This is a genomic window from Kitasatospora sp. NPDC036993, assembly GCF_055607525.1.
In genome coordinates this window covers 380478-405575 of the sequence record NZ_JBVJRP010000007.1, presented here as the reverse complement: position 1 = coordinate 405575, position 25098 = coordinate 380478, and the positions used below count along the sequence as shown (strand labels likewise).

Genomic DNA, 25098 nt, shown 5'->3' with positions numbered 1-25098 from the left:
CACTACGCTACGTGTCATGACTACTTCGGAGAGGGCCCCCGGGCGGGGTACGGCGGTGGTGATCGGCGGCGGGCTCGCGGGGATGGCGGCCGCGTGGGCGCTGCGCGGTTTCGCCGAGCGGATCGTCGTGGTGGAGCGGGACCGCTACCCGGAGGGGGCGGAGTTCCGGGCCGGGGTGCCGCAGGGGCGGCACGCCCACCTGGTGCTGGAGGCCGGGCACCGGTTGCTGGAGGAGATGATGCCCGGCATCAAGCTGGAGCTGACGGCCGCGGGTGCGCAGCGGGTGGCGGCCTCGGACGTCAAGTGGCTCTGCTCCGCCGGGTGGCTGGCCGAGTACCCGGCGCAGGTGGCGTTCCTGTCCTGCACCCGGCCACTGCTGGACGCGTTCGTGCTGGACCGGGTCCGCGCCCACCCCTCGATCGAGTTCCTGGAGGGCACGGACGTGGTCGGCCTGCTCGGCTCGGCGAGCGCGGTGACCGGGGTGAAGGTCCGCGATCGCGGCCAGGAGCTCGGCGAAGTCCGCGACATTCCAGCCGAGTTGGTGGTGGACGCGGCCGGCCGCTCGACCTCGGTGCCGAAGTGGCTCGCCGGACTCGGCTGCCGGCCGGTGCCCGAGGAGCGGGTGGACGCGGGCGTCGCCTACGCCTCCCGGCTGTTCCACCGGCCGGCCGGGGCCGACCTCGGGGAAAGGGCGGCCTACCTCCAGACCAAGGCCCCCGACAAGGCGCGGTTGGGCGTGCTGCTGCCGGTCGAGGGCGACCGCTGGATCGTCAGCCTCGCCGGGATGCGCGGGGCCGAACCGGCGGCCGGCGCGGAGGGCTTCGACGAGCACCTGCGCCGGCTGCGCGATCCGCTCCTGCACGAGATGCTGCGGGACGCCGAACCGGCGGGCCCGGTGCGCGGCTTCCTCCCCGGCGCGAGCGTGCGCCGGCACTACGAACGCGGCGGCCCGGACGGCCTGGTGGTGGTCGGTGATGCCGCGAGCACCTTCAACCCGGTGTACGGGCAGGGCGTCACCGTCGCCCTGTTCTGCGCCAGGGAGCTGCGCCGCTGCGTGAAGCGGCACGGCGGCATCGGGCCTGCCGCTGCCCGGGCGGCACGGTCCGCCGTCGCGGCGGCGTCCAGCATCCCGTGGATGATCTCCGGCACCGAGGACGCCCGCTTCGACGCCACCACCGGCGCGCCCTCCGGCGCCCTGGTCGGGATCCAGCACCGCTTCTTCGACAAGGTGCTGGCCGCCAGCACCCGGGACACCGCGGTCACGGCGGCGTTCCACGAGGTGATGTCCCTGGTGGCGCCGCCGTCGCTGTTGTTCCGGCCGTCGGTGCTCGGGGCGGTCCTGCGGAGCTGAGCCGCCGGGAGCACCTTCCCGGGCGGGGCCGGGCCGGTGGCGCGCGGGGCGGGTCCGGCCCGGGCCGTGGCGCTCCCGGCGGCTACTCGCCGAGGTGCGCGGCGACGTACGGCAGCGCCACCTGCTCCAGGCCGCGCCGGCCGAAGGCGGGATGGACGTTGACCTCGAAGACCACGCCGCCGCTCTCGGCGGCGAGGTCCACCCCGGCGAGGTCGAGCCCCGTCGAGGCGGCCGCCGAGATGGCCGACTCGGCGAGCCCTTCCGGCAGTTCGGTGTAGTCGAGCACCGTGGAGACGGCGCCGCGGCTCTCGTTGCAGGGTGCGTCCGGGTCGGCCTGGACGTGCTCGACCGCGCGCACCACCCGCCCGTGCAGCACCACCACCCGGTACTGGTGGCGGCGGCCGTCCGGGAGGAAGTTCCGGGCGTCGCGGGCGATCAGCCAGTCCGCCCCCGCACGCTCGTAGTACCGCACGGCTGCGGCGAGCCGGGCGCGGTCGGTGAGATGGAAGACGTCGTCGCCGCCCATCCCGACGCAGGGCCGTGCCCAGACGTCGCCGCCGAGTTCCTCGAAGGCCTCGGCGGCGGCCTCCTGGCTCGGCCGGGAGAGCACGATGCTGGGCATGTGCGGCACGCCGTCCCGGACGAAGCGGGCGACGGTGGCGTCCTTCTCGGTGGCCGCCCGCCACGCCTCGGCGTCGGTGCCGAGCGAGCGGGCCCCGCATCCGCGCAGCCGCCGCTGACAGTCCGCGAACGCGCGGCGCCGGTGCGGCGGGATCTCGTAGACGATCACCGTGTCGGCGGTCACGGTCCGGCCGCCCGCCACCAGCCGGAGGCCGCCCGCGTCGTCGGTGTCGATCAGGCCGCTGCCGCCGGTCATGAAGTGCCGGGCGTCCAGTTGCACGGGTTCCCGGCCGGTCAGGGTCCGCGTGGCGGCGGCGAGCACGGGCCGGCTGCCTTCGGTCGAGCTGTGATCGGTCAGGAGTACGAGGTCGTGTCGGGCCATGCGCACATGCAAGCGAGTGCGGCATGGTCACGACAAGGAAGCCTTGTCCGCCACCGCCCGGCAGAGTGGCCGAAACCGCGCCGCCGCGGACTGCCCGAGAGCGCCCCGGGCGGGGCGGACGCGACCGACCACCGAGGAGACCCGCGCCGACCTGCCGCACCCCTCCACGCCGCCCGTCAATTCGGATGCGCCCGCTCCGCCGGCCCGCTAGCCTGCCCGACATGTCTACGCCCCGAATTTCCTAGCCGCCGGACTCACTTCCACGCCACCCGTGTGTCCACAGGCTATTTCGGAGCGTTACCCCATGATCACCACCCGTGGTGTCGACGTGCGCGTCGGCGCCCGCCTGCTGCTGTCCGACGTCACCCTCCACATCGCCCCCGGCGACCGGATCGGCCTGGTCGGCCGCAACGGCGCCGGCAAGACCACCCTGCTCGCCACCCTCGCCGGGCAGCTCGCGCCCGCCGCCGGGGCCGTCACCCGGACCGGGTCCGTCGGCTACCTCCCGCAGGACTCCCGCGTCGCCGGCCCGTCGGCCACCGTCACCGACCGCATCCTGTCCGCCCGTGGCCTGGACGCCGCCGTCCGCGCCCTGCGCGCCGCCGAGACGGCGATGGCCCGCGCCGGCTCCCCGGCCGAGGAACGCCGCGCGATGGACGCGTACGTCCGGGCCGAGGCCGGCTTCCAGTCCCGGGGCGGCTACGCCGCCGAGGCCGAGGCGGCCCGGGTCGCGGCCGGGCTCGGCCTGCCCACCCGGGTGATGGACTCGCCCGTCGGCACGCTCTCCGGCGGCCAGCGCCGCCGCGTCGAACTGGCCCGCATCCTGTTCGCCGACCACGGCACCCTGCTGCTCGACGAGCCGACCAACCACCTGGACGCCGACGCCGTCGCCTGGCTGCGCGGCTTCCTCACCTCCCACCAGGGCGGGCTGGTGCTGATCAGCCACGACCTCGGACTGATCGCGGACAGCGTCAACCGGGTCTTCCACCTGGATCCGCAGCGCGCCGCGATCGACGTCCACAACACCGGCTGGCAGGCCTACCTGACCCAGCGCGCCGCCGACGAGCGCCGCCGCACCAGGGAACGGGCCAACGCCGAGCGCAAGGCCGCCACCCTCCACGCCCAGGCCGACCGGATGCGGGCCAACGTCGCCACCGCGACCACCGCCCGCAGCATGGCCCGCCGGGCCGACCGGATGCTCGCCGGCCTCGAACCCGTCCGGCAGGCCGAGCGCACCGCCCGCATCCGGCTGCCCGAGCCGGCCCCCTGCGGGCGGGTGCCGCTCGGCGCGGTCAGCCTCACCAAGTCCTACGGCGGCCGGCCGGTGCTGACCGGCCTGGACCTGGCCGTGGACCGCGGCAGCCGGCTGGTCGTGCTCGGACTGAACGGGGCCGGAAAGACCACCCTGCTGCGCCTCCTGGCGGGCCGGGAGACCCCTGACTCCGGCCGCGTCGTCCCCGGCACCGGCCTGCGGCTCGGCTACTTCGCCCAGGAGCACGACACCCTCGACCCGGCGCTCAGCGTGCGCGACAACCTCTCCGAGGCCGCGCCCGACCTGACCGACGGCGAACTGCGGCACGTCCTCGGCGCGTTCCTCTTCCGGGGCGACGACGCCGACAAGCCGGCCGGGGTGCTGTCCGGCGGCGAGAAGACCCGGCTCGCCCTGGCCGCCCTGGTCCACTCCGGCGCCAACGTCCTGCTGCTGGACGAGCCGACCAACAACCTCGACCCGGCCTCCCGCACGGAGGTCCTGGCGGCGGTCGGCAGCTACCCGGGCGCGATCGTGATGGTCACCCACGACCCGGACGCCATCGAGGCGCTCCGGCCGGACCGGGTACTGCTCCTGCCGGACGGCGACGAGGACCTCTGGCACGACGCGTACCTGGAGCTGGTGTCGCAGTCCTGAGCCCCCGCACCGCTGCGGCCCGCCGGCCCGCCCCGGCGGGCCGGAGCGCCGCGCGCCTCCCCTGGCCGGGTTTCCCTCCCCCGGCTACGGCTTGCGCGCCTCGATCAGGAAGCGCGCCGAGTGGGCGACGAACGCCCCCCGGCGCGGATCAGTTCGTCCAGAAGTACGGAGGGACGCACTTCTCCTCCGGTGTCAGGACGTGCGGGAGCGGGTGGGCGTCAGGTCCGCGACCAGGAGCGCCAGCAGTTCCGCCGGTGCCTCGATGAAGCGGTAGTGGCCCCCTTCCAGGAGTTCGAAGGTCGTCTCGCCGCAGGCCGACCAGCCGGCCATCAGGGACGGCGCGATGCCCGTGTCCCCGGTCCAGCCGATGGCGGTGACCGGGCACGGCAGCCGGACCGGATCGGCGACGTGGTACCGCTTGTTCATGTCCACGTCGTTGCGCAGGACGCCGAGGTAGAGCGCGAGCAGGCTCGGTTCCAGGGTGCCGCCCAGTTCCGCGACGAGCCCGCGCAGTTCGGCGGCCAGCTCGTCGTCGCTCATGCCGAGGAAGCGGCCGTAGGGGCCGTCCTGCGGCGCGACCTCGGAGGAGACGAACAGCCGGGTCGGGGCGGGGCAGCCCCGCCGGACCAGCCGTACGGCGGTCTCGTACGCCGCCAGCGCGGACCCGCAGTGGCCGAACAGGGCGTAGGGGCGGTCCAGGTAGGGGCGCAGCGCTTCGCAGAGGTCGTCGGCCAGCGCCTCGTAGGTGGTGTGGGCGGGCTCGCGCATCCGGTTCTCCCGGCCGGGCGGCTGCACGGGGCAGACCTCGACGCCGTCGACCGATGACGGCCACCGGCGGTACATGCTCGCACCGCACCCGGAGTAGGGCAGGCAGAACAGCCGCGCCGGTGCCACCGGCGACGGCTCGCGCAGGAACCACTTGTTGCGGGTACGGGCCGTCGGAGCGTCCACTGGTGACCTTCCGTGTGGGGGGTTCTTCTCGGGTTCGGCGGCCATGAAGGCAGCCGCGGTGACAGCGGCCGTGGCGCCGGCTCCTACCGGGTCCGCGCGGTGATCGGCACGTGCGTGAAGCCCGCTATGACGTTCGAGCGCATCCGCCGCGGCGCCCCGGCGAGCTCGAACCCGGTGAACCGGCCGAGCAGTTCGGCGAACAGGATCCGCAGGGCCACCCGTGCAACGGTGTGTCCGATGCAGTAGTGCGCGCCGACGCCGAAGGCGATGTGCTTGTTGGGCCGCCGTCGGATGTCGAAGGTGTACGGGTCGGCGAACACGCTCTCGTCGCGGTTGGCCGACGCCAGCCAGACGACGACCGCGTCCCCCGCGGGGATCGGCACGCCCCGGACCTCGACGTCGCGGGTGGCGTGGCGCATGAAGTGCTGGGTGGGCGACGCCCATCGCAGTGCCTCCTCCACGCCGCTGCCGAGCAGCTCCGGGTGGGCCGCCCAGTCGTCCAGGACCCCCGTCCCGGCCAGTTCGACCATCGCCGCGACGGGTGGCTGGGCGGTGGTGACGGTCGCACCGAGCAGCAGGCTGTAGCAGTTGGACACGATCTCGCCCGGCGACAGTCGGCGTCCGTCCAGTTCCATCGTGAGCAGCACGCTGACCAGGTCGTCACCCGGTGCGCGCCGACGCTCGGTGACGAGGTCCTGGAAGTAGGCGAACAGTTCGCGGTGGGCGGTCACGAGGGTGGCCCGGGGTCCGTCGGCGAGCTGGAACTCCGGGTCGTCCGCGGCGATGCAGGCGTGGGCGAGCCGGACCAGCCGCGGCCAGTCCTGTCGCGGTAGCGCCATCATGGTGCCGATCACCGCCATCGGCAGGGTGGCCATGGCGGCGGCGAAGTCGTACGGGCCGCCGTCGGCCAATGGCCGGAGCAGCTCGACGACGACCCGGCGGATGGCCTCCCGGTCGTTCTCCACCGTCTTGATCGACAGCGCCTGCTGCAACGGGCCGCGCAGGTGCGCGTGCCGGGGCGGGTCGGTCGCGGCCATCTGGCGGCCGCCGGCGGGGTCGCCCTTGCCGAGGAGGTTGAGCAGGGTGCCTTGTTCGGAGGTGAACGTGGCGTGGTCGCGGAGGACCCGGTTGGCCTCGGCGTAGCCGACGATCGACCAGTAGCCGATGTCGCCGACCGGCTGCCGGCTCACCGGGGCTTCGCGGCGTAGCCGTCGCCACGCCTCGTGCGCCCCGCCCGCCTGGTAGAGGTCGGGGTCGATCAGGTCGACCGGCTGCGGGGCGAGGACCGGGCAGCGCGTGGTCGGGGGAACCGCCGTCATCGGGGCTGCTCCGCCCCCGCCTCGTCGGCCGGAACCCCCGCTTCGTCGGCCGGGCCCCCGACCGGGCCGTCCGTCGGGCCGTCCGGGCCCGACGCCCGCATCCGCGCGGTGAGGGCCGTCGCCAGCTCGGCGACGGTCGGCGACATGTACAGGGTCTGCGCGGGGAGGTCCACGTCGAACTCGCGCTGGGTGGCGACCAGGAGGTCGGTGGCCAGCAGGGAGTGTCCGCCGAGGTCGAAGAAGTCGTCGTCGACACCGACCGGTTCGATGCCGAGGACGTCGCCCCACAGGTCGGCCAGTCGCGTCTGCACCTCGGTGAGGGGCGGGACGAACTCGTTGGGCACGTTGCGCGGTACCCGGGTGGCGGTGGGCAGGGCCCGGCGGTCGATCTTGCCGTTGCGGTTCACCGGCAGCTCGGGACGGACGAGGATCGCCCAGGGGATCAGGTAGTCCGGCAGCCTGTCCCGTAGTTCGTGGCGCAGCCGCCGGCCGAGGTCGGCGTTGCTCTCCGGTCCGGATCCCGCGGGCACGACGTAGGCCAGCAGCCGGGTGCCGCCCGCCGGATCGGGCTGCGGCAGCACGACCGCGTGCCGCACCCCGGGGAGCCGTTCCAGCTCGACCTCGACGGCGCGCGGTTCTGCGCGGTAGCCCTGGACCTTGACCTGGTCGTCCGCGCGTCCGACGAACTCCAGCGTGCCGTCCGGCAGCCAGCGCACGAGGTCGCCGGTCCGGTACATCCGGGCACCCGGCTCGGTGCCGAACGGATCGGGCAGAAACCGTTCGGCGGTCGCGGCCGGGCGGCCCAGGTAGCCGCGGGCCAGGCCCGCCCCGGCCACGTACAACTCCCCGCACTCGCCGACGGGGACCGGCCTGAGCTCGTCGTCGAGCACGGCGACCCTGGTGCCGCTGATCGGGCGGCCGATCGGCACGCTCCGCAGCTCCGGGAGGGTGCCGCTGGTCCAGCAGGTCGTGTACGTGGTGTTCTCGGTCGGTCCGTAGCCGTTGGTGAAGAGCAGCTCCGGGTGGCGGGCCAGCAGGTGCTGGACGTGGCCCGGCGAGGCCACGTCGCCCCCGGTGAGGACGTGCCGCACATCGGCGAACGCCTCCGGGTGGGAGCTCACCATCTGGTGGAGGAGCCCGGTGGTCAGCAGCAGGACCGTCACGCGCTCGGCCCGGATGACGCGCGCCACGTGCTCCAGCGTGATGGCGACCGGAGGGAAGAGGACCAGTCGGCAGCCGTTGACCAGGGGGGCCCAGATCTCGAACGTGGACGCGTCGAACGCGACCGGCGCGAGGTGGAAGAAGACGTCCTCGGCCCGGACGTCCACCCAGTCCGCGCCCCGGACGAGCCGGTCGATCGCCCGGTGGGGCACGCCGACGCCCTTGGGCTCGCCGGTGGAGCCGGAGGTGTAGCTGACGTAGGCGAGCCGGTCCGGGTCGCCGGGGCGGACCGGTGCCGCCGGCCCGGTGGCCGGCTCCCGCGCCGGGCCGCCCTCCGTCACCGTGACGACGGTGCCGGGCAGCCGCCCCCGCCGGTCCTCCTCGGTGATCACCATGCTCGCGCCGGCGTCCTCGAGCAGCAGCGCGTGGCGGCCGGCCGGGTCGTCCGGTTCGAGCCCGAGGTAGGCCCCGCCCGCGATGAGGACGGCGAGCAGGGCCACGATCAGCTCCGGCGACCGGGGCACCAGCACGCCGACGACGTCCTCCCGCGCCAGTCCGGCCGCCCGCAGTCGCCCGGCGAGCCGGTTGGCACGGTCGTTGAGCTGCCGGTAGGTCAGGGTCCGTCCGTCGCAGGTGACGGCGGGCGCGTGCGGGGCCCGCTCCGCCTGTTCGGCGACCAGCTCGTGGATCGCCCGGGCTTCGAACGGTGGCCGTCCGGTGCCGACGAACGCCGGGATGTCGGAGGTGAGGACCGTCTTGGTCAACTGCTTCCCGCTTTCCTGTGCTGAAGTGTCCCCGTCGGGGTTGAACGCGCGACCGCGAGGGCGGTCGCCGCCGGTGCCGCTGTGGCTGCTGTGGCCGCCGGTGCCGCCGTGGCCGCGCCTCAGACCGCCGGCACGTGGAAGAAGGTGTCCCGCGCGGCGATGCGGCCCTGCGGCGTCATCCGGAAGAAGTCCGCGAACCGCAGCTCGACCTCGCCGCCGTCGTGCAGCACGCCGCGGAACAGGCCGTGCACCGCCACCTCGTCGTCGGTCGTGACCACGGTGGCCAGGGTGTGCACACCGGAGCGGATCACCCGCTGGTCGCGGTAGAAGCGTTCCAGTTCGGCGTGCCCGACCATGGGCGGGTATCCGGGGCGGTGGTAGCGGGCGTCCGGGGTGAACAGGGCGACCAGTGCGGGCACGTCGCCGGCGTCGACGAGCCGGTAGTACCGGCGGACCTGGGACACCCCCGGTGCCGGGGCCGTCGGGACTTCCGGTGTCGCGGGTGGTGCCGGGGTTTCGTCGGGTCGGGAAAGGGTGTGGTCCATGCCGAAGGTGCTTCCTGTGATCGCCGTCAGGGGCTCAGAGTCGTGTACGTGGTGCGAGAACCGGTACGGCCGCGGCGTCCGGGGCTTCCTTGAGCGCTTCGACCAGGCGCGCCGGCGTGGGTGCCTCGAACAGGGCGCCGAGGGTGACGTCACGGCCGAACCGCACCCGCACCCGGTTGACCAGCCGGGTCGCGAGCAGGGAGTTGCCGCCCAGCGCGAAGAAGCCGTCGTCGGCGCCCACCCCGGGCCGGCCGAGCACCTCGGCGAACAGCGCGCACATCGTCCGCTCCGCCGGGGTGCGAGGGCCGGTCCCGGACGGTGCCGGTGCGGGGTCCGGGACGGGCAGCGCGGCCCGGTCGATCTTCCCTCTGGGCGTCAGGGGAAAGGCGTCGAGCGTGACGATCACCGAGGGCACCATGTAGTCCGGCAGCGCCGCGGCGGCGTGCTCCCGCACCGAGGCCGGGTCGAGCCCCGGGGCCCCGGCCGGGACGACGTAGCCGATCAGACGCCTGCCGGGCGAGACGCCCTGGCCGGCGACCACGGTCGCCTGGGTGACGGCGGGGTGCCCGGCCAGGACCGCCTCGATCTCGCCCAGCTCGATGCGGAAGCCGTGGAGTTTGACCTGCTCGTCCGCGCGGCCGAGGAACTCCAGCTCCCCCTCGGCGTTCCAGCGGACCACGTCGCCCGTGCGGTACATCCGCTCCCCCGGTTCGCCGAACGGGCACGGCACGAACTGGGAGGCCGTCCGACGGGGGTCGTTCAGGTACCCGCGTGCCACGCCCGCACCGGCGACGTACAGCACGCCGGCCACTCCCGGCGGCACCGGCGACAGCGCCTCGTCCAGGACGTACACCCGCCGGTTGTCCACCGGCCGGCCGAGGGGGACGACGTCGGGCACGGCCTGGCCGGGGCGGAGCACCCGGCGCGTGGTGAACGTGGTGGCCTCGGTCGGGCCGTACCCGGCGACCACCACGGAGTCCGGGCACCGGGCCAGGACGCGCCGTACCGCGTCGGCCGGCACGATGTCGCCGCCGGTCCACACCTGGCCGACCCCGGCCAGCGTGCCGGGGGACTCCTCGGCGAACACCCGGAACAGCCCGGCCGTCAACCAGAGCGCGCCGACCCGGTGGTCGACGATGAGCCGGTGGAGGTCCGCGAGCGCCAGCTCGCCGGGCGGGGCCACGAACACCCGGCCGCCGTTGAGCAGCGGCACCCACCACTCGTAGGTGGACGCGTCGAAGGCGTGCGGGGAGTGCGCGAGGACCCGCGGGCCGTCCTCCTCACGCCAACAGCGCTGCGCGGTCAGGCTGATGACGTTGCGGTGGCTCAGGGCCACCCCCTTCGGCGTGCCCGTGGACCCCGAGGTGTACAGGACGCAGGCCAGGTGGTCCGGGCGCAGCGGTACGACGGGGTCGGTGGCCGGCTGGTCGGCGAGGCCGGGGTCGGCGTCGACGACGACACCCGGTGTGCCGAGGGACGGCGCGTGGCCCCGGGTCGCCTGGTGGGTGAGCAGCACCGCCGCCCCGGTGTCGTCCAGGACGCGGCGCAGGCGGGCCGTCGGGGCCCGGTTGTCCAGCGGCACGTAGGCGCCGCCGGCCTTGCTGATCGCCAGGACCGACACCACCACGTCGACGGAGCGTTCCATGAGCACGGCCACCGTGCTGTCGCAGCGGACGCCGAGGGCGATGAGCCGGTGGGCCAGCCGGTTGGCCCGGGCGTTCAACTCCGTGTAGGACAGCGTGGTTTCCCCGCACACCACGGCGGGCGCGTCGGGCGTGCGCGCGACCTCGGCCGCGAAGGCCGACGGTACCGTCGGGTGCGGCAGCGGCCGCGTGGTGCGGTTGGCGGCCTCGACGGTCCGGTGCCGTTCCCCGGGGGTGAGGAGGTCGGGCCGGCCGATCGGCCGGTCCGGGTCGGCGGAGGCCACCGCGTCCAGGAAGCGGAGGAACCGCTGCTGGTGGGCGGCGAGTTCGGCCTCGGAGTAGAGCGCGGGGTTCGCGTCGACGTCGAGCCGGGGCTCGGTGCCGTCGGAGCGGTCGTAGACGGAGAAGGAGAGGTCCTCGACCGGCCCGTTGGACAGGTTGTGCACGGTGGCTCGGACGCCCGCGAAGTCCAGGTGGTAGTAGAAGGACATGATGTTGACGACGGGCCCGAACAGGACCCGCTCCGACCTGGCCGGATCCAGCTCCCTGCGCAGGTCCTCGCTGCGGTGGCGCTGGTGCCGGCGCAGGGCCGCGACCTCCTCGGCCACCTGTCGCACGAGTGCGGACAGACCCTGTTCGGGGTGGACGCGCAGCCGCAGCGGCACCACGTTCGCCACCATGCCGGGCACGGCCGGCGCGGCGGAGCCGGTGCGCCCGGTCACCGGCATGCTGAGCACGATGTCCCGTTCGCCGCTGAGGCGGTGGAGGTACGCGGCGACCGTCGCGGTGAAGGCGGTGGGCCAGCTCGCCCCGACGGGTCGCGCGGCCCGCCGCAGCGCGGCCAGGGTGGGCGCGTCGAGGCTGCCGGTACGGCGCAGGAAGCCGTCCGAGGCGGGCGCCGAGCGGCTGGCGAGGCTGACGGGATCCGGCCTTCCGGCGAGCCGGTCCGCCCAGAACTCCCGGTCCTGTCCGGGCTGTTCGGACTTGTGGTAGGCGGCGTCGTGCTCCAGCAGCAGGCTCAGCGGCCCGAAGGCCGGCCCTGCGCCGGCCCTGCCCTGGACCAGTCCGGTGTAGGTCTTGGCGACGCGGCGCGCGATGAGCGACATGCTGAAGCCGTCGACCACGATGTGGTGGACCCGCTGGTACCAGAGGAAGCGGTTCGGCGCGATGGTGAACAGGGCCTGGCGGAACAGCGGGTCCCGGGTGAGTCCGACCGGTGTGGACAGGTCTGCCCGCATCCAGCGCTCGGCCGCCCGCAGCGGATCCGGTGTCGACGTGAGGTCGACGTGGTGCATCGACCAGTCGGGCGACGCGGTGACGACCTGCCGGGGGCCCTCGGCACCGTCGGTGAGGCGGACGCGCAGGGACTCGGTCTCGTCCACCACCCGCCGCACGGCCGTCTCGAACAGCTCCGGGTCGATCGGCCCGGGGATGTCCACGTACTCACCGGTGTTGTAGGCGGGGCTGCCGGGGCGCAGGTGGTGGGCGAACCAGATGCCGGACTGCGCCGACGACAGCGGCAACTCGCGTCCGTCGCTCATCCGAGTTCCTCCAGGATGGCCGACAGCGCGTCGGCGAAGGCTGCGACGTGCGGCGGCGACAGCATGTCGTGATGGTTGCCGGGGACCTCGACCACGCTCAACGCCCCCCGGGTGCGGCCCCGCCACCGGGCGGGGACCACGACCGGGCCGGCGAGTTCGGGGTGGGTCTCGGCGCTCGTGAACAGGTGGATCGGCGTCCTCACCCGTGCCGTCGACCGGTAGCGCCGGGCGGCGGCGCCGTTGACGGTGAACACCCGTGCCATGCGCCGCAGTTGTTCGTTGCGCCCCCGCTCGGGAAGCCGCTCACGGGCGTGCGCGTCGTGGAGCAGCAGGGAGAGGGCCTCCTGCTCGTCGAGCTCGTGGAGGTCCCCGCCTGACCCGTCGGCGGCTCCACCGGTGGACGCGGGCGCTCCGACGTCGATGATCCCGAGGAATCCCGGGGGGTTCCCCTGCTCCTCCAGCAGCCGGGCCATTTCGAAGGCGACCAGCCCGCCGAAGGACCAGCCGGCCAGCAGGTACGGGCCGTCAGGCAGGACGGACCGCAGCTCCCGCAGATAGCGCTGCGCCTGCTCCTCGACGGTGGCCAGGGGCGGCTCGTCGGTGTTGTAGCCGACGGCCTCCAGGCCGTAGACGGGCCGGGCGCCCGCGGAGGATTCGGTGAGGTGCCCGGTCAGCCGTCCGGCCAGGTGCAGGAAGGAGCACACGTCCCCGCCCTGCGGGTGCACCAGGATCAGCGGCGCCCGGCGGCGGTCCCCTTCGGCCAGCGGAACGACCAGCCGGCGCAGGGCCCGCGACGCGTCGGGCAGTTCCGCGCACAGCCCCTCGACGGTGGGGTGGCGGAACACCGTGTTCAGCGGCACGGTGACTCCCCACTCCCGCCGGATCGCCTCCACGAGCTCGACCGCCCTGAGGGAGTGCCCGCCCAGTGCGAAGAAGTCGTCCCGGACGCCGACCCGCGGGGTGCCCAGCACGCGCTCCCAGATCCTGGTCATCAGGAGTTCCGGCAGGTCCCGCGGCGGGAGCGCACCGGCCTCGTGGCCGTGGCGGGCGGGCGCGGGCAGGGCCGCGCGGTCCACCTTGCCGTTCGTGGTCAACGGGATCCGGTCGAGCGCGGTCAGCGTCGTGGGCACCATGAACTCGGGCAGGGTCTCGCGCAGGGAGCGCCGCACGGCCGCCAGGTCACCGGGCCGGTCCTGCCACACCAGGTAGCCGGCCAGTTCGGCGTCCGTCCCGCCGCCCCGCACCGTCACCGCGGCCCTGGCGACACCGGGCTGCGCGCACAGCGCGGCCTCGATCTCGCCCGGCTCGATGCGGTACCCCCGGATCTTCACCTGCTCGTCGGTGCGGCCGAGGAAGACCAGGCTGCCGTCCGGCAGGTACCGGGCCAGGTCGCCGGTCCGGTACAGCCGGCCGCCGTCCGCGCCGAACGGGTCGGGCACGAAGCGCTCGGCGGTCAGCCCCGGCCGGTTGGCGTACCCGCGGGTGACGCCGACCCCACCGATGTGGATCTCCCCCGGGACGCCGACGGGCACCGGGGCGCCGGCCGGGTCCAGCAGGTAGATCCGGAGGTTGCCGAGCGGCCGGCCGATCGGAACGGACCCTCCCGGCCGGGCCAGGTCCCGGTCGGCGTCCACCCGCCGGGTGACACAGCCGACGGACGCCTCGGTGGGACCGTAGCCGTTCCACAGCGTGGAGACCCGGTCGAGGAGCCGCCGGGCCAGGGCGGGCTGGAGCGGTTCGCCCACGCAGATCGCCTGGAACCGGCCGCCCTGCCAGCCGCCGTCCAGCAGCAGGAGCCAGGTGGCCGGGGTGGCCATGAGCGTGGTGACGCCGAACTCGCGCATCATCTCCGTCAGGCGCGGGCCGTCGACCGCGACCTCCGACGGGGCGATCACCACGCCGGCGCCCCAGGCCAGCGGCATGAGCACCTGGGGGACGATGACGTCGAAGGAGATCGAGGCCACCGAGGCGACGACGTCGGCCCCTCCGAGTTCCAGCTGCCGGCCGCGGACCACCAGGTAGTTGACCACGCCCTCGTGCGGGACCAGCACGGCCTTGGGACGGCCGGTCGAACCGGAGGTGTAGATCGAGTACGCCAGGTTGGCGGGCGTCGCGAGCGGCGGCAGCCCGTCCTCGGGCAGGGCCGCGACGATCGGGGCGTCGGCGTCCAGCCACACCGTCTCGGCACCGTGTCGCGGCAGCCGGTCGGCCAGGGAGCGCTGGGTGAGCAGCAGCGGCACGTCGGCGTCGGCGAGCATGAACGACATGCGCTGGGCCGGGAGGTCCGGGTCCAGCGGCAGGTAGGCGGCGCCCGACTTGAGGACGGCGAGCAGGGCCACGACCAGGTCCGCCGAGCGCGGCAGGCAGACGCCGACCAGGCGTTCCGGCCGTGCCCCCCTGGCTCGCAGGTGTCGGGCCAACCGGTTGGCCCGTCGGTCGAGTTCCCGGTAGGTCAGCCGCTCGGTTCCGCAGCGGACCGCCACCGCGTCGGGGGTCAGCCGGGCCCGCTCCTCGACCAGCTCGTGCACGCAGACGTCAGTGGGGAAGGGTTCGTCGGTGGCGTTGGCGGCCACCAGCAGCGCCTCGCGCTCGGCCTCGGTGAGCAGGTCCAGGCGCGAGACGGGACGGTCGGGGTCGCCGGCCGCGGCGTCCAGCAGCCGGAGGTAGTGGCCGACCAGGCGCTCGACGCTCGCGCGGTCGAACAGACCGGTGTCGAAGGCCACGGTCCCGGTCGTGCCGGCAGCCCCGGCCGTGCCGCTCGGCCGGTCGGCTATCACCAGGCTGAGGTCGACCTTGGCCGTGCCGTTGTCGACCTCCAGCTGTTCCACCTCCGTCCCCACCAGCCGGAGGGAGGCGGCCGGGTCGGACAGTCCGGCGACCATCACCTGGAACAGCGGGTTGCGGTCGAGGCCGCGGGCCGGCCGCAGCTCCTGCACCAGCCGCTCGAACGGCACGTCCTGGTGCGCGTACGCGTCCAGGGCGGTCCGGCGGACCCGGTCGAGCAGTTCGGCGAAGCTCGGGTCGTCCGCGAGGTCGGTGCGGAGGACCACGGTGTTGATGAACGAGCCCACCAGCGGGTCGAGTTCCGGACGGGTGCGGCCCGCGACCGGCGTGCCGACCGCCACGTCGGACTGCCCGCTGTAGCGGGCGAGCAGGGCCTGGAACCCGGCGAGCAGCGTCATGAACATCGTCGCACCGTGCCGCCGGCCCAGCAGCCGCAACCGCTCGGCCAGTTCCTCGGGCACCGTGAAGGTGATCCGCTCGCCCCGGCCCGCCCGGACCGGTCCGCGCGGCCGGTCGGTGGGCAGGTCCAGCGGCGAAAGCCCCGACAACTGCACGCTCCAGTAGTCGAGTTGGCGCTGTAGGCGTTCGCCGGAGAGCCAGGCCCGCTGCCAGTGGGCGAAGTCCGCGTACTGGATCCGCGCGGGCGGCAGCCCGTGCTCGCGGCCTTCCAGCCGGCTCCGGTACATCGCCGACAGGTCGTCCCACAGCAGCGGCATCGACCAGCCGTCGACCGCGATGTGGTGGACGACCACCACCAGGACGTGTTCGTCCTCGTCGACCCGCAGCAGCGACGCGCGCAGCAGCGGGGCGGCGGCCAGGTCGAACGGGCGCAGGATCTCGGAGTGGACGAGGTCGAGGGCCAGCCGCGTCCGGCGTTCCGCGGGCTCGGCCCGGAGGTCCGTGACGGGCAGGTCGATCGGCCGGGCCGGCTCGACCGAGGGAACGGGGCGCCCGTCCCCTTCGGGGAAGGCGGTCCGCAGCACTTCGTGGCGCCGTACCAGCCCGGTGAGGCTGTGGCCGAGGGCGGGCACGTCCAGCGGGCCGCGCAGCCGGAAGACCTCGTGGACGTTGTACATCGCCGGGCCGTCGGACAGCCGCTCGATCAGCCACATGCGTTCCTGGGTGAACGACGCCACCCGCTCACCCTCCGGACGGGGCGGGACCGCGGCCTCCGGCCCGCCCTCGGCGGCCCTGTTCCGGGCCTCGCGGACGCGTTGATCGAGCAGGGCCCGCGCACCGGCCTGCGTGGAACCGGTCGGTCGGCCGGGCTCGGGGCGACTGTGCTGTGCCTTCACGGGTGACGGGCCTTTCCGACAGGAAGCGGTTCCGCCTCGGCGGCGCCGAGGTCCGCCAGCAGCGCCGCGTCGATGCCGTCGGCGAGTTCGGCGACGGTCGGGTGGTAGAAGAGCAGGACGACCGGCAGTTCGAGGTCGAGTGCCCGGCCGAGTCGTGACATGACCTTCGAGGCGAGGAGCGAGTGGCCGCCCAGCTCGAAGAAGTCGCTGTGTACGCCGTCCGGGGTGACTCCGAGCACCTCGGCCCAGATCTCCAGCACGAGGAGTTCGGTCTCGGTCTCGGCCCCGGCGGCGGGAGCGCCGGCCTGGTCGGCATCGGGCCGCGGGGCCGCGGGGTGCACGGTGGGAGCAGCCGGAGAGGCGGGAGCGGCGAGGCTCACGCGGAGGCCGGGAGGGGCCTCCCAGGCCGATATCGGCCGTTCGGGAGCGCCGACGAGATGGTCGAGCAGCGCCGTGAAACCCTCGGCGAGCTGCCGCACCGTGTCACGCTCGAAGAGGTCGGCGGCGTAGCGGATGACGCCGGTGAGGCGATCGCCGAGGTCCGTCAGGGAGACCTCGATGTCGAACTTCGCCACCTCGTTCGGTATCTGATGGTCATTCACTTTCAGACCGGGAAGGCCGGACGGGAGCGAGGGCGGGTCCTCCAGCTGGAACATGACGGTGAACAGCGGGTGTTGGCCGAGATCGCGTTCGGGCCGCAGCTCCTGCACCAGCTGCTCGAAGGGGACGTCCTGGTGGGCGTAGGCCTCCACCGCGCACCGCCGCACCCGGGCGAGCACGTCGGTGAAGCCGGGGTCGCCCGACAGGTCGGTGCGCAGGACGAGCGTGTTGACGAAGAAGCCGACCAGCGGCTCCACCTCGATCCGGGTCCGCCCGGAGATCGGGGTGCCCACCGTCACGTCGGCCCGTCCCGTGCAGCGCGCGAGCAGGACCTGGAAGGCGGCCAGCAGCGTCATGAACGGCGTCACCTCGTGGGCGCGCCCCAGGGCGCGGATCCGGTCGGCGAGTTCCGCGGGGATCTCGATCTCGACCTGGTCGCCCCGGCCCGACCACACCGCGGGGCGCGTCCGGTCCGTCGGGAGAGCCGACGGGGTCAGATCGGACAAGTGCTCGCGCCAGTAGGCGAGTTGGCCTTGCAGTGCCGTTCCGGCCTGGTGGCTCCGCTGCCAGGCCGCGAAGTCGGCGTACTGGACGGGCAGGTCCGGCAGGGCGATCGGCCGACCGTCGACGGCGGCGCCGTACCCGGCGGAGAGCTCCTGCCACAGCACCGGCAGCGACCAGCCGTCACAGGCGATGTGGTGGATCACCAGAACCAGCAGGTGTTCGTCGGTCGCGATGTGGATCAGTCGGGCCCGGAGCATCGGGGCGGTCCCGAGGTCGAAGGGAGTCGCCAGATCGGCGGCCACCAGCTCCCGGGCCCGCTGCCAGGCCTGCTCCGCCGGGGTGTGCGTCAGATCGGTGACCGTCGGCACGAAGGTCTCGACCGGCTCCGTGACGTGGCACGGGCCGTCCTCGGAGTCGACGATCCTGCCGCGCAACACCTCGTGGCGCCGCACGACTTCGGTCAGCGCCCGGACGAGCGCCTCCTGGTCCAGCCGGCCGCGCAGGCGGACCGCGGTCGGGACGTTGTGGTCCGGCCGGCCCGGCCGCAGCCGGTCGAGGAACCACAGCCGTTGCTGGGCGAAGGACATTGGGGTCGGAGCGTACGCGCTCCGATCGGAGCCAGGCATGACGGATCCACCTTTCACGGCGATCGGGACCGCATAAGCGTCCCGGAAATCCCCTCGCCGATTCGCTGATTCGCGAACAGTACGGCGGATACTAGGCAGCCCTCGTCTCACTCCGCAAGACGGAGAAGAGGGTCGAAGGCGTCAGGACAATCTTTACGCCAGGCCACGGTAATCCTTATGCGGATTGAACACGCTCGACGGCTAGCATCTGCGCGGCCGGCCGCGGGACCTGTTCTGACGTGCCGTCATGACGCCGATCGAGCACCCCACTTCCGCGGACGGGCACCACGTGATAATTCTTCTTTCGCCGGGAAGGCGGCCGGATGGGCCCCCTTTCGTGTCGGCCCTCCATTGTTCCGAATGAGATCGGTGAACCCGTTGCATGAACTCATCCGTTGTCTATGGAGCCCACCCTGTTGCATGAACTCGGAGAAGTCATGACGCAGCAGCAGAGCCTGGTGGGTTCATTCGTCTCGCACGCCGCCGGCCACCCCGGCGATCCGGCCCTGGTATGGCACGGGGAAGAGACGACCTACCGTGAACTCCACCGGCTGGCCGAGCGGGAGCGCCTGCGGATCGCCCGGCTCGCCCCGGACGAGGACGAGCCGATCGGCATCCCGGCCGCCAAGTCGCCCTCGACGATCGCCCTGGTGCTCGCCTGCCTGCTGGAAGGGCGGCGCTTCCTGCTGCTGCCGGCGCCCACGCCGGAGGGGAGAGCCTCCCCCGCGTCGGCCGAGCGGGCCGGAATCCGGCACGTCCTGTCGCCGGAGGGCCCCCGGGCTGCCGGCCCCGGGCCGCAGACCCCCGGCCAACGGGCGGAGCCGATGGCGCCGCGCGCCACGGAGCCGGGCGACGTCTCCTTCATGTTCACCACCTCCGGTTCCACCGGGCGGCCGAAGACCGTGCCACTGAGCACGGGGGCGGTGGACCGCTTCACCACCTGGGCCGGCGAGCGGTTCGGCATCCGTCGGGGGACGACGGTCCTCAACTACGCCCCGCTCACCTTCGACCTGTGCCTGCTGGACGTCTGGACCACGCTCAAGTACGGCGGTCGCGTCGTCCTGGTCGATCCGGCCCGGGCCACCCACCCGGGCCACCTGCTGGACCTCGTGGACCGCCACGCGGTCCAACTCGTCCAGGCGGTACCGATGTTCTACCAACTGCTGGTCGACGCGACCACGGAGAGCGGCCGGCGGCTCGACACCGTCGAGCACGTCGTCTTCACCGGCGACAGCCTGCCCGCCCGCTGCCTGGCCGAGCTTCCGCGCCTGTTCCCCGGCGCGCGGCTCCACAACGTCTACGGCTGCACCGAGACCAACGACAGCTTCCTGCACGAGGTCGACGGCACCGAGCCGGCGGACGGCCCGCTGCCGATCGGACGTCCGCTGCCCGGCGTCCACGCGGTGATCGTCGGTGCCGACGGCGGGATCGTGACCGGGCCGGGCACCGGCGAACTCCACGTCGCGACGCCCTTTCAGACCGACGGCTACCTGGACCGGGCCCAGGACGCGGACAGGTTCGCGACCCACCACCACGACGGGGAGACGCGGCGCTACTTCCGCAGCGGCGACCTCGTCCGGCGGGACCGGGACGGCCGCATCACCCTGGAAGGCCGGAACGACCACCAGGTCAAGGTCCGCGGCACCCGGGTCAACACCCACGAGGTCGAACAGGTGCTGCTCGACCATCCCGAGGTCGTCGAGGCGGCCGTGGTGGCCGTACCCGACCCGGTGGCCGGCCGCCTGCTGCGGAGCGTGGTCCGCCGCGCCCCGGACAGCCGGCTGAACTCGCTGGCGCTGCGCCGGCACTGCGCGCAGCGCCTCCCGCTCACCGCCGTCCCCTCGACCCTGCAGATCGTGGACGACCCGCTGCCCAGGACGTCCACCGGAAAGATCGACCGCGCCCCCGTCGAGCGCGCCTGCTCCCCGTCCCAGCCCACCGAAGGAACGGCCCAGTGAACCACGCCGCGGTAGTCACCCAGTTCATCATCGAGGAGTTCCTGCCCGACGTCAGCGCGAACGAGCTGGACTCCGACTACGACCTCGTGGACGGCGGGGTCATCGACAGCCTCGGTCTGCTCAAGACGATCGCCTGGCTGGAGGACCGCTTCGACGTGCGCGTCGAGGAGTTCGACCTCGACCCGGACAGCTTCCGCTCCGTCGGCTCGATCAGCAGGTTCATCGACCAGGCCCAGCCGCACCGGACGGACGCCCCCTAGCCATGCACAAGGTGCTGCGAGCGCTGATCCGCCGGGACCACCCCGTCGACCAGGAGATGTGGGGGTCCTTCTGGGACCAGCTGCGTGACGGCGCCCTCCGGCCCGGCGAGTCGGTGGCGCTGCTGTCCTCGCTGTCCACCCGGATGCCCGATCGGGACACGCTGGTCGCGATGCTCCGCTCGCTGGACGAGCGACGGCCGGCCGTCACCGCGCGGCTGGACGGCACGGCCAACATCGTCGGCACCGGAGGCGGGCCGGCCACGTTCAACATCTCCACCGCGGCGGCCTTCCTCGCCGCGGCCCTGGGCGTCCGCGTCGTCAAGACGGGATCCCGCGCCTACACGAGCACCTGCGGCTCCCATGACCTGCTCGACCGTCTCGGCGTCGGAAGGACCGCCTCGTACGAGCGGACCGAGGCCCAGCTGGAACGCTTCGGCATCGCCTTCCCGGGGAACTTCGTCTACCCGCGGGAGGTGGCGCTGCTGGCCCGGAGCATCGTGCCGATGGACCTGCGGATGATCGGCGGGTTCATCAACTCCGTCGGCCCCTTCCTGGCCGCGGTGCCGGTCTCCGCCCAGCTCGTCGGCGTCTCGGACCGTTCGATGCTGCCGGCGCTGGGCCAGGTCGCCGCCACCGTCGCCGACCGGAGGATCTGGCTGTGCTCCAACGAGCTGGGAATCGACGAGCTCGTCGGCTCCGTCGACAACCTCGTCCTCCCAAATGACGGCACCGACGCGATCCGGCTGCCGGCCGAGGCTTTCGGCTCCGGTTCCGGCTCCGGCCCCGGCCCCGCGACCGCGACTGCGACTGCGACTGCGACCGGCACGATCGCCGAACTACGGCCGGCCGCAGAAGGGGAGGACGTGGTCGACCACTTCCTCGGTGTGCTCTCCGGAACGGGCAAGCCGCTCGCCACCCGGACCGTCTGCCTGAACGCCGCCGCACTGGCCGTCGCGAGCGGGCTGATCGACGGGTGGCCGGAGGCGGTCCGGGCGGCCGACGACGCCCTCCGCAGCGGCGCCGCCCGCGACCTCGTCGACCGCCTCCGCGCCCGACCGGCGCGTGCGCGGTGAGCGGGTTCTTCGCCCGCCGGCCACCGGACCGGCCCGGCCTGGCGGTGTTCCTCAACGCCGGAGATCCACCGCTGCCCGTCCTGGCCGACGTCATGCGGATGCTCGACGACTGCCAGGTGGACTGCCTGGAGCTGGCTGTGCCCTTTCCGAACTCGGTCACCGACGGGCCCGTCATCCGCCGATCGGCACAGCGGGCCCTGGCCGACGGCGTCGGACTCGACGAGGTGCTCGACTTCCTCGGCGGGGTCCTGCCCCGGCTGCGCCACCTGCGGGTGGCACTGCTGGCCGACTGGAGCCACACGGTCAGGGACCTGACCGTGCCGGGCTTCGTCCGGCGGGTCGCCGACGCCGGCGTCCACGGACTGCTGGTGCACGGCCTGCCGCCGCGGCTACGGGCCGACTGCCTCGAAGCGGTGCGGGAGGCGGGGCTGCCCCTGGTCGCCACCTGCTACGCCGCGTCGGCGCCCGAGGTGAAGGCCGCCGCCGCCGAGTGCGCCACCGCGTACCTGTACCTGGTGGCCCACTACGGCCGCAGCGGCGGCGGGCTCGCGGCCGACCACCAGGAGCTGGCCGCCGCGCTGACCGCACTGCGGACGAGGACCGTCGTACCGATCGCCGTCGGGTTCGGCGTCCGCTCCAGGGCGGACATCGACCTGCTGCACGGCCTCGGCGCCGACGCCGCGGTCGTGGGCAGCGCCGGGGTCGCCCGGATCGAGCACGCCCTCGCCGGAGGGACCGACGTGGTCGAGGAGTTCCGCACCTTCGTTCAGACCGTTTCGCCGTACTCGACAAGCCGCTAGGAGGCACACCCGATGATCGTCCGACACCTTGCCGAGGTGAAGACCGTGGACTGGGGCAACGGGCTCAGCCGCAGGTTCCTTCTCGAATCAGACGGCCTGGGCTACACGATGACGGACACCACCGTCCGCGCCGGCACCAAGTCGCGGCTGGAGTACCGCCACCACCTGGAGGCGTGCTACTGCATCGAGGGAAAGGGCGAGGTCGTGGACACCGACGGCACGTCCCACCCGCTCGAACCGGGCACCCTGTACGCCCTCGACCGGAACGACGCCCACTTCCTGATCGCGAGCCCGGACGAGGACCTCCGGCTGGTGTGCGTGTTCTCGCCCGCGTTGCGCGGCGACGAACGCCACAACCTGGACTCGGCCGACTTCTCCGAATACTGACAGGACTGACAGATGATCAGATGGAACGCCGACCAGATCGCCCTGGGCGAGGGGATTGCCCGGTGGTGCGAGGAGCTCAGCTCCGGCCACCTCGAAGGGGACGCCGAAGGAGCCTTCCCGAGGGACAAGTGGAAGCTGGTCCAGAGGTCCGGAATCCTCGGCCTGCCGTTCGACGAGCAGTGGGGCGGGCTGGGCCAGGACCTGCTCACCACCATGCACGTGCTCGAACGACTCGGCACCGGGTGCCGTGACGGCGGACTGAACTTCTCGGTCGCCACCCACCTGGTCGGCGTCGGAGTCCCACTGCACCGGTTCGGCTCGCCGGAGCTCAAGGCGCGCCACCTGCCGGGGATCTGCTCGGGAGAGACGATCGGGGCGCACGCGATCAGCGAGACCGAGAGCGGCTCCGACGCGCTCGCGATGAGGACCACGGCCACCCGCGAGGGCGACGGCTTCGTCCTGCGGGGCGGCAAGTCCTTCATCACCAACGGCCCGGTGGCCGACGTGTTCGTGGTGTACGCGCGCACCCACCCGAGCAGCGGCCCGCTCAGCATCACCGCCTTCGTCGTGGAACGGGACACCCCGGGCCTCGTCATCGGGCCGCCCGTCGCCACCATGGGGCTGCGGACCGCGCCGCTGAGCGAACTGCACTTCGACGACTGCAGGATCCCCGCGTCCGCCGTGATCGGCCGGATCGGATCCGGGTTCCTGGTCCTGGACCACGTGATGAAGTGGGAGATCCTCTGCTCCTTCGTCATCAGCACCGGACAGATGCGGTACCGGCTCGACCGCTGCGTCGAGTACGCCAAGGAACGCGTCCAGTTCGGCAGTCCGATCGGCTCGTACCAGTCGGTCTCCCACAAGCTCGTGGAGATGAGCATCGGCCTGGACACCGCGCGGAAGTGGCTCTACGACACGGCGGTCCGGCTGACGGCGGGCGAGAACGTCACGAGGGACATCGCCGTCAGCAAGCTCCTCGCCAGCGAGAGCAACCTCTCCTCCGCGCTGGCCGCCGTGCAGATCTTCGGCGGCAGCGGCTACCTGGCCGAGTACGGGCTGGAGAAGGACCTGCGCGACGCGGTCGCCGGCCCGATCTACTCGGGCACGTCGGAGATCCAACGCAACCGCGTCGCCGCCATGCTGGGGCTGTGACGCCTGATGCTGGTCAAGATCTGCGGAGCCGCCTCGGCCGAGGACGTGGCATCGCTCGACCGGGCCGGAGCCGACCTCGTCGGCCTGTGGCACGGCGTTCCAGGCGGCCATGCCGAACTGACGTTTCGTCATCTCACGCTGGTCGCGGACGCCGTACACCGAACGGCGCGACTGCGTCCGGTCCTCGTGACCTTCCTCAACGACGCCGGGGCGCTTCGCGCGGCGACGGCCGCGGGGCGGGTGCCGTGGGTCCAACTGCACGGCTACCAGCCGCCGGGACTGGTCCGCGCCCTGAAGAGCACCACGGACCTCACCGTGGTCAAGGTGCTGCACCTCGGTACGGACACCCGCGCGGAACGGTCCCTGATCGCGGCCTACGAGCGGGCGGGAACGGACCTCTTCCTGCTGGACGTGGTGGCCGCGGACGGCCGGATCGGCAGCACCGGGCAACCGGCCGACTGCGAGGCCGTCCTCGGGATCGCCGACCGCCTCTCGCGCCCCTTCCTGCTGGCCGGCGGCGTCTCGGCCGACAACCGGGAGGACTACCGGGCGGTGGTGGACCACCCCCTGTTCCTGGGCATCGACGTGGACACCGCGGCCAGGGACCCCGACGGACGGCTGAGCACCGACCGGATCACGACCGTGCGGCACGGCTGGCGGGTGCCGGACGGCGCGGGGGCGGCCGGAGGGCCCGGATGACGGCCGCGTTCATCGAGGCGCTGCTGGACGCCCGCCGACCGGTGATCATGGAGCTCAAGCGCCAGGACTCCGCCGGGCACGACCTGTTCGGTGGCAGGTCCGCCGCCCGGCTGGTCGCCGACTACCGGGACGCCGGCGCCCCCTGCCTGTCCGTGGTGACCGGGCGGTGGTTCGGCGGCACCCCGGAGCTGCTGCGCGAGGTCATGGAAGAGACGGACCTGCCCGTACTGCAGAAGGACTTCATCACCCGCCGCGGCCAACTGCACCAGGCCCGCGAGAGCGGCGCGTCCGCGGTCCTGCTGACCGCCGCGCTGCTGCCGCGCGCCACCCTGGGCCACCTGGTCGAGCTCGGCCTGCGCCTGGGCCTGACGCCGTTCGTCGAGGTCACCACCGAGGAGGAGATCAGCCGCGTGCCACGCGCCGAGGAATGCGTGGTCGCGGTGAACAACAAGGACATCGCCAACCGCGAGCGCGGCGCGGGCGACCTCGGACGGAGCTCGTCCCTCCTGCCCGCGGTGCTGAGCAGCGGCACCCGGTGCCCGGTGAGCGCCGGGGCCATCCGCTCCCCCGACGATGCCGCCCGTCTCGTCGAGGAGGGCTTCGCCGGTGTGCTCATCGGCACGGGCCTGCTGCGCACCCCCAGCCTGCCGGCCTGGCTGGACGGCCTCGACGCCCGCCTCGCCACCCGTCGCAGCACCCGCCCCGACGCCGGCCACGAACCGCTTCCACCCCTCCGCCGCCCGGCGGACCCCCCAAGCACCGACATCCGGAGGTAA

Annotated in this window: 18 protein-coding genes; 10 read left to right on the top strand and 8 right to left on the bottom strand. The window is 73.4% G+C overall.

The features are described 5' to 3' along the window. Positions 1-16: 16 nt before the first annotated feature. Positions 17-1351 (top strand): NAD(P)/FAD-dependent oxidoreductase, encoded by a 1335-nt coding sequence (locus ACZ7C5_RS17990; RefSeq protein ID WP_401084396.1) that lies wholly within the window; start codon positions 17-19, stop codon positions 1349-1351. A gap of 82 nt (positions 1352-1433) precedes the next feature. Here ACZ7C5_RS17990 and ACZ7C5_RS17985 read toward each other — a convergent pair whose 3' ends face one another. Beyond that, positions 1434-2354 carry an ATP-grasp domain-containing protein gene (locus ACZ7C5_RS17985; RefSeq protein WP_401084394.1) on the bottom strand — a complete coding sequence of 307 codons (921 nt, stop codon included), beginning with the start codon at positions 2352-2354 and terminating at the stop codon, positions 1434-1436. A gap of 304 nt (positions 2355-2658) precedes the next feature. Here ACZ7C5_RS17985 and ACZ7C5_RS17980 point away from each other — a divergent pair, with 304 nt between their 5' ends. After that, entirely contained in the window at positions 2659-4260 is a 1602-nt protein-coding gene (locus ACZ7C5_RS17980; protein WP_470322919.1) for an ABC-F family ATP-binding cassette domain-containing protein, read from the top strand. Positions 4261-4452: 192 nt separating this feature from the next. Here the strand turns inward: ACZ7C5_RS17980 and ACZ7C5_RS17975 are convergent, their stop codons facing one another. The 7 genes from ACZ7C5_RS17975 to ACZ7C5_RS17945 form a co-directional block, all read right to left on the bottom strand. Further along, positions 4453-5211 carry a thioesterase II family protein gene (locus ACZ7C5_RS17975; RefSeq protein ID WP_401084389.1) on the bottom strand — a complete coding sequence of 253 codons (759 nt, stop codon included), beginning with the start codon at positions 5209-5211 and terminating at the stop codon, positions 4453-4455. Positions 5212-5294: 83 nt separating this feature from the next. Beyond that, entirely contained in the window at positions 5295-6530 is a 1236-nt protein-coding gene (locus ACZ7C5_RS17970) for a cytochrome P450 (RefSeq protein WP_470322918.1), read from the bottom strand. Next, a complete protein-coding gene (locus ACZ7C5_RS17965) occupies positions 6527-8455 on the bottom strand; it encodes an amino acid adenylation domain-containing protein (protein ID WP_401084384.1) in 1929 nt (642 codons plus the stop codon). The genes ACZ7C5_RS17970 and ACZ7C5_RS17965 overlap by 4 nt, the downstream gene beginning before the upstream one ends. A 119-nt stretch (positions 8456-8574) precedes the next feature. Then, a complete protein-coding gene (locus ACZ7C5_RS17960) occupies positions 8575-9000 on the bottom strand; it encodes a nuclear transport factor 2 family protein (protein WP_470322917.1) in 426 nt (141 codons plus the stop codon). Between the two features lie 34 nt (positions 9001-9034). Beyond that, on the bottom strand, positions 9035-12184 hold the full coding sequence (locus ACZ7C5_RS17955; RefSeq protein ID WP_470322916.1) for an amino acid adenylation domain-containing protein: 3150 nt from the start codon (positions 12182-12184) through the stop codon (positions 9035-9037). Then, complete coding sequence (locus tag ACZ7C5_RS17950) at positions 12181-16104, bottom strand: non-ribosomal peptide synthetase (protein ID WP_470322915.1); 3924 nt, start codon at positions 16102-16104, stop codon at positions 12181-12183. Before ACZ7C5_RS17950 ends, ACZ7C5_RS17955 begins: the two co-directional genes overlap by 4 nt. A gap of 155 nt (positions 16105-16259) precedes the next feature. Then, positions 16260-17954 (bottom strand): condensation domain-containing protein, encoded by a 1695-nt coding sequence (locus ACZ7C5_RS17945; RefSeq protein WP_470322914.1) that lies wholly within the window; start codon positions 17952-17954, stop codon positions 16260-16262. Positions 17955-18430: 476 nt separating this feature from the next. Between ACZ7C5_RS17945 and ACZ7C5_RS17940 the strand changes: the two genes are divergently transcribed. From ACZ7C5_RS17940 to ACZ7C5_RS17905, 8 genes are read left to right on the top strand one after another with little or no spacing between them, the layout of a single operon-like run. Then, the gene (locus ACZ7C5_RS17940; protein ID WP_401084369.1) at positions 18431-19951 is read left to right on the top strand and encodes an AMP-binding protein; all 1521 of its coding nucleotides are present in this window, start codon (positions 18431-18433) and stop codon (positions 19949-19951) included. Next, a complete protein-coding gene (locus ACZ7C5_RS17935; protein WP_470322913.1) occupies positions 19948-20211 on the top strand; it encodes an acyl carrier protein in 264 nt (87 codons plus the stop codon). Before ACZ7C5_RS17940 ends, ACZ7C5_RS17935 begins: the two co-directional genes overlap by 4 nt. A gap of 2 nt (positions 20212-20213) precedes the next feature. Beyond that, positions 20214-21284, top strand: a complete 1071-nt coding sequence (locus ACZ7C5_RS17930; protein WP_470322912.1) for an anthranilate phosphoribosyltransferase — start codon at positions 20214-20216, stop codon at positions 21282-21284. Beyond that, positions 21281-22084: a tryptophan synthase subunit alpha gene (gene trpA / locus ACZ7C5_RS17925; protein ID WP_401084362.1), complete on the top strand. Its 804-nt coding sequence runs from the start codon at positions 21281-21283 to the stop codon at positions 22082-22084. The genes ACZ7C5_RS17930 and trpA overlap by 4 nt, the downstream gene beginning before the upstream one ends. A gap of 12 nt (positions 22085-22096) precedes the next feature. Further along, a complete protein-coding gene (locus ACZ7C5_RS17920) occupies positions 22097-22471 on the top strand; it encodes an ectoine synthase (protein ID WP_401084360.1) in 375 nt (124 codons plus the stop codon). Positions 22472-22483: 12 nt separating this feature from the next. Next, entirely contained in the window at positions 22484-23623 is a 1140-nt protein-coding gene (locus ACZ7C5_RS17915) for an acyl-CoA dehydrogenase family protein (RefSeq protein WP_401084357.1), read from the top strand. Positions 23624-23629: 6 nt separating this feature from the next. Next, positions 23630-24322, top strand: coding sequence for a phosphoribosylanthranilate isomerase (locus tag ACZ7C5_RS17910; RefSeq protein ID WP_470322911.1), 693 nt, complete (start codon positions 23630-23632; stop codon positions 24320-24322). Further along, entirely contained in the window at positions 24319-25098 is a 780-nt protein-coding gene (locus ACZ7C5_RS17905) for a beta/alpha barrel domain-containing protein (protein ID WP_470322910.1), read from the top strand. The genes ACZ7C5_RS17910 and ACZ7C5_RS17905 overlap by 4 nt, the downstream gene beginning before the upstream one ends.